Source organism: Saccharomonospora saliphila YIM 90502 (assembly GCF_000383795.1).
GTDB lineage: Bacteria > Actinomycetota > Actinomycetes > Mycobacteriales > Pseudonocardiaceae > Saccharomonospora > Saccharomonospora saliphila.
Map to the genome: position 1 here is coordinate 86,572 of NZ_KB912629.1, position 5,062 is coordinate 91,633.

Here is a 5,062-nt window from a genome sequence, read left to right on the forward strand (position 1 = left end):
CACCGCTCCGGAGGACGCGGCGGCGGGTGCCGCGCCCGCCACGGCACCCGGTGGCTCCCCCACGGGAACGGGCCTTTCACCGGGTGGCGCCGTGCCGCTGGCGAAGCCGCCGGTGCGGAAGCTGGCCAAGGACCTCGGGGTGGATCTCCACTCGGTGCGCGGCTCCGCCGACGGCGGAGTCATCACGCGGGAGGACGTCCGGCGCGCGGCCGCGTCCCCCGACGAGGCCGCCCCGACGTCCGCCGAGCCCACCGGGGCGCCGTCCCGCGTCGCACCGGTGCCGGGTGAGCGCGCCGACCGCGAGCAGCGGGTCCCGATCCGTGGCGTGCGCAAGGCCACCGCACAGGCGATGGTGCACAGCGCTTTCACCGCGCCGCATGTCACGGAGTTCCTGACCATCGACGTGACGCCGATGATGGAGTTCCGCGAGCGGCTGAAGGCACAGCCCGCGTTCGCCGGGGTGAGGCTGACCCCGCTGGCGTTCGCGGCGAAGGCGGTGTGCCTCGCGGCACGGCGCACACCGGACGTGAACGCGGTGTGGGACGAGCAGGCGGGCGAGATCGTCTACAAGGACTACGTGCACCTGGGCATCGCGGCGGCCACGCCGCGCGGCCTGGTGGTGCCCAAGGTCCGGGACGCCGATGCCCTGTCGCTGACCGAGTTGGCGGGCGCGCTCGAGGAGCTCACGACCACGGCGCGTGACGGCAAGACCCCGCCCGAGGACATGCTGGACGGCACGTTCACCATCACCAACGTCGGCGTGTTCGGCGTGGACACCGGCACCCCGATCATCAACCCCGGGGAGTCGGCGATCCTCGCGCTCGGGGCGATCCGGGACATGCCATGGGTGGTGGACGGCGAACTGGCGGTGCGCAAGGTGATGCAGCTGTCGCTGAGCTTCGACCACCGCGTCGTCGACGGGCAGCAGGGCTCGCGCTTCCTCGCCGACGTCGGCGCTCTCCTGTCCGACCCTGCCACGGCCATCACCTACTGACCCACGTCGGCAGGCCCGGGGTGGGGCCGTGACCCCAACGGCCCCACCCCCGCGAGTTGCCCCCTCGGTCTCGCGAGTTGCCCCCTCAAGCACGCGAGTTGCCCCCGTTGGGCACGCGAGTTGCCTTCTTGAGTTCGCGAGTTGCCTCAAACGGTCGCCAGTGCCTGTGCGCTCCGCGAATAGGCCTGCGCGGTCGCGAGTTGACCTCCGGGCACCAGCGAATCACTGCCTGAACATTCGGGCGCGGAGCCAAGCTGGACTTGGCCGCTGGTGGCGAGGTCTCCCGGCGTCACGGCCGGTGCCGTCCCACTGAGCCCGAGCGCCGCACCTGTCCATCGACGCTTCCAGGTCCGCCCGCAAGAGACTCGCGGGTGCTCGCGGGCAGCTCCTGAATGCGCGGGCAACTCACGCCCAGCCGAGGGTGACTCATCGACCCCGAGGCAAACGCGCGCACGGCGAGGGGCAACTCACGGGCCCAGGAGGGCAACTCGCGAGCTGGCGAAGGCAACTCGCGGGCCCGGGAGGGGCAACTCGCGGGGTCAGGATCAAACAGGGCGGTTTGTGCGTTGTCTCTTGTATGGCCGTCGTGTTCCTGCTGTATGTGATCGCCGAGGTGGCCGCCGTGTGGGCGGTCGCGTCGCAGGTCGGTGTGCTGGCCACGCTCGGGCTGTTGCTGGCCGGGGCGATCGTCGGGTCCTGGCTCGCGCGGCGCGAGGGTGGTAAGGCCGCGCGCGCCGTGATGGCCACCGCTCGGTCCGGTCGCTCGCCGCACAACGAGGTGACCGACGGCATGCTCGTCGGCCTCGGCGGTCTGTTGATCTTTCTGCCGGGTTTCGTGAGCGACGTCGCGGGGTTGCTCCTCCTGCTGCCGACGCGGTCGCTCTTCCGGCGTGCCTGGATGCGCAGGTTGGAGCGCAAGGGCCCGGTCGCGCAGGGGCGCGGACATCCTTTCGCGCGCGGCCAGCGCAACCGCGTCATCGTGGTCGACAGTGAGGTCGTCTCGGACGACCGACGTGACCGCGGTGACCAGGGTCCTCCCCCCAACGGCAGGCCGGTCATCGACTCCGAGTAGCCACCGTTGCCTTCGCGCGGGCTGATGGTCTCCCGTCCTCACTTGATCGTGTCCAGCCCCATACGCACAGCGCCGGTTCCCTGGTCAGGTAGCGTGCGAGGGACACAGGAGGTTAGTGGTGGCGCAGGACGTGGAGCGCTCGCCCGAGCGGGCTAAGAGATTACCCCGGGCGGTCCGCGAGAAGCAGATTCTCGATGCCGCGGTGCGGGTTTTCTCGCAGCACGGTTACCACTCCGCCTCGATGGACGAGGTATCGGACGTGGCGGGTGTGTCGAAGCCCATGATCTACAGCTACCTCGGCTCGAAGGAAGACCTGTTCGGTCACTGCGTGCGGCGCGAGGCGGACCGGATGCTCGCGTCACTGCGGGAGGGTCTTCGTTCCGACGTGCCACCGGACATGCAGCTCTGGCACGGTTTGCGATCCTTCTACGCGTTCGTGGCGGAGCACCGCGAATCGTGGATCGTCCTGCACCGCCACGCGCTCACGGCGGGAGGGCCGTTCGCCGACGAAATCACCGCTATGCGCGGCAAGGCCATCGAACTGGTGCGCGCACTCGTGGTCTCGGCAGGGGCCCGGAAGGGCCTCGCCGAGCAGGTCGAATTCTCCGGCGAGGGCATGGCGGCCGCCCTGGTCGGCGCGGCGGAATCGCTGGCGGACTGGTGGCTGGACAACCCCGGCGTGTCCGACAGCGTCCTGGCCTCCTGGCTGATGAACCTGACCTGGCTCGGCTTCAACGACCTCGTCGAAGGCCACGTCTGGCGCCCAACCGAGTGACGCGGGGGCGCAGCCTCACCGAACCGCTCTCACCAAGTGTCACCACTCGCTACACTGCCAGCGACGTCCAACGGCGAGAACACGGGGGTAAGCCATGCCGCTGGTACCGGACCCGGGGCAGGGAAGAACCGACGAAGCGACCACATCAAGCCTGTTCGGCTTCAGCGTCACCGAATCGGTCTCGGCCACCAACACCGAGGACGTCACCAAGACCCAGGTCGAGACCCGCAAACTCCTCGAGGCCGCCAACTCAGGCGGCTTCCGCATCAGCCCCGAAGGCGTCGAACCCCTTAAAAAGGCACTCATCAACATGCAGGAGCGGCTGGACAGGATTTCTGCCACCAGCGGCTACGCGCTGGGGCAGCGGCCCAGGTTGGGGAGTCATGAGTATGGACGAATGGTAGCGGCGCACGACCAAAAGAGCGGGTCCGGTGAAAACAATTCGGCGAACGCGGTCATCCACAAGCTAAGGAAGATCATCGCAGAAGCCGACGAAGCGCTTACGGCCGCCTTGAAGAACTACCATGATCACGAGTCGGAGACGACTCAACACCTCAAGAACACCGGACTGTGAACTCGAAGATGATCAAGCGGAAATCAGTCCTCTCTTCGGGCGTTCTGGCCGCGTTCGCACTTATCAGCGGATGCTCCTCTACGGAAAACGGATCAGCCTCTCCCGCCACCGAAATCGCGACGAGCTCTCCCCGCGTGTCGCAGCATTCCGATCGCCACCCGTCTCCCGACGCTGAAGACAACGCGGACAGCCTGGATTCCTGCACGCTTCTTTCGCCCTCCGAAATAGCCACGCTGGGAGACTTCGACGAGCCCCGCAGGATAGACCTAGGCGGAGTGCGAGGCTGTAGTTTCGAACCGCAGAATACCGGAGCGACAAGATCGCCCACGATCAACGTGGGTGTGCGTGAAAGTCAAAGCGTCGATAGTGCGAACGATCAGGGCCTTGGGGTGACCGAAGCGACTTTCAACGGCCGGGACGCCGCACAAATACCCAACACCAACGGTGGCTGCATTATCGCCCTCGCGTTGACCGACAGTTCCCGCGTCGATGTCGGCGTCACCGGCGTCGACCACGAGCAGGCCTGCGAGCTGGTGGAGCAGGTCGCCGAGATCGTCGAACCGAAGCTGCCCGAGCAGAGGTGAGCCCGATGAGCCAGCCGACCCCACGGGACGAGTCGACACCGCCGCGGGTCACGACCGAGGAGTTCCTCGACAAGAGCGCCCAGGAACGCGAGCAGTATCTCGCCGACGGTGGCGTCCCACCCCGGATGTCGGAAGACCAGGTCGTGTCCCTGGCGCCGCAGACCCGCGATGCCTACTACCAGTCACTCGCGGCCTCCGGAATCGACGGCAGGACCCTCGAGGCGTTCATCCGGCGCATGGAAGCCCGTGCCCAGGCGAGCGAGCGCGCGCACGACCTGAGCGAGGAGCGCGTACGCGAGCTCTCCTCCTCAGGGGAGATGCAGCAGATCGGCGGGCTGCCGCCGTCGAACGCGAACTACCCCGGCGTGCCCCACGCCGAGCTGACCCGGTACGTCACCGAAGAGTTCAATCCCGACGAGGTCGGCGACATTTCCACCGCCTACCACGAGCTGCATCTGGCCTTCAGCGAGTTCGCCACGGAGCTGAAGGAGGCGGTCGCGGCGTCCCGGCACGAGTGGCAGGGCGGTGCGGCCGACAGCGCGCACGGCTATTTCGACAGCCTCAGCACCTGGGCCGACGGCAACTCGCAGAACGCGCAGCTCGCCTCCGAGGTGATGCACCAGCAGTCGACTTCCGCCGGCAGGGCACGCAACACCATGCCCGAGGAGGTGCCGTTCGACTGGGAGACCGAAATGCGGAAGTGGGGCGGCAACCCCCTTGACTTCCCCGACGACATGCGCGCCAGTATCGACACGTTCGAGCGCAGCCAAGAAGCGCACGCGGAGGCTGCGCAGGTGATGCACCAGTACGACACCGACCTGTTCGCCGCCGCATCGAAACAGCCCGCGTTCGCCGAGCCCCCGAAATTCAACTCGGAGGGCAGCGGCACGGACGCGGCATCGGGGGTCATCCCGATCAGCGGGGACACCGGCACGAGTACCTCGGCCGCCGTGGGCGGACCCTCGGGCACCGTCGCGACCGGAACGCCCGCCCCGTCCGGCACCGCGTACACCCCGCCCGCGGCTTCCGGTGGCAGTGGCGGCGCTCCCTCGCCCACGCCGAT

5 protein-coding genes and 1 pseudogene are annotated in these 5,062 nt (G+C 68.2%); all 6 read left to right on the top strand.

What is annotated here, in order from left to right; all coding sequences use genetic code 11:
• A partial coding sequence (locus tag SACSA_RS21475; RefSeq protein WP_083940152.1) for a dihydrolipoamide acetyltransferase family protein occupies nt 1-994 on the top strand: 994 nt, incomplete at its 5' end.
• A 577-nt stretch (nt 995-1,571) separates the two neighbouring features.
• A complete protein-coding gene (locus SACSA_RS0104535; protein WP_019813892.1) occupies nt 1,572-2,066 on the top strand; it encodes an FxsA family protein in 495 nt (164 codons plus the stop codon).
• 118 nt (nt 2,067-2,184) lie between these two features.
• Nucleotides 2,185-2,841, top strand: coding sequence for a TetR/AcrR family transcriptional regulator (locus SACSA_RS0104540; RefSeq protein WP_019813894.1), 657 nt, complete (start codon nt 2,185-2,187; stop codon nt 2,839-2,841).
• A gap of 94 nt (nt 2,842-2,935) precedes the next feature.
• The gene (locus SACSA_RS0104545) at nt 2,936-3,415 is read left to right on the top strand and encodes a hypothetical protein (protein WP_019813897.1); all 480 of its coding nucleotides are present in this window, start codon (nt 2,936-2,938) and stop codon (nt 3,413-3,415) included.
• Nucleotides 3,412-3,999 carry a DUF3558 domain-containing protein gene (locus tag SACSA_RS24380; protein ID WP_157596604.1) on the top strand — a complete coding sequence of 196 codons (588 nt, stop codon included), beginning with the start codon at nt 3,412-3,414 and terminating at the stop codon, nt 3,997-3,999. The genes SACSA_RS0104545 and SACSA_RS24380 overlap by 4 nt, the downstream gene beginning before the upstream one ends.
• A gap of 5 nt (nt 4,000-4,004) precedes the next feature.
• Nucleotides 4,005-5,062, top strand: a pseudogene (locus SACSA_RS21485) (hypothetical protein); the annotation flags it as partial.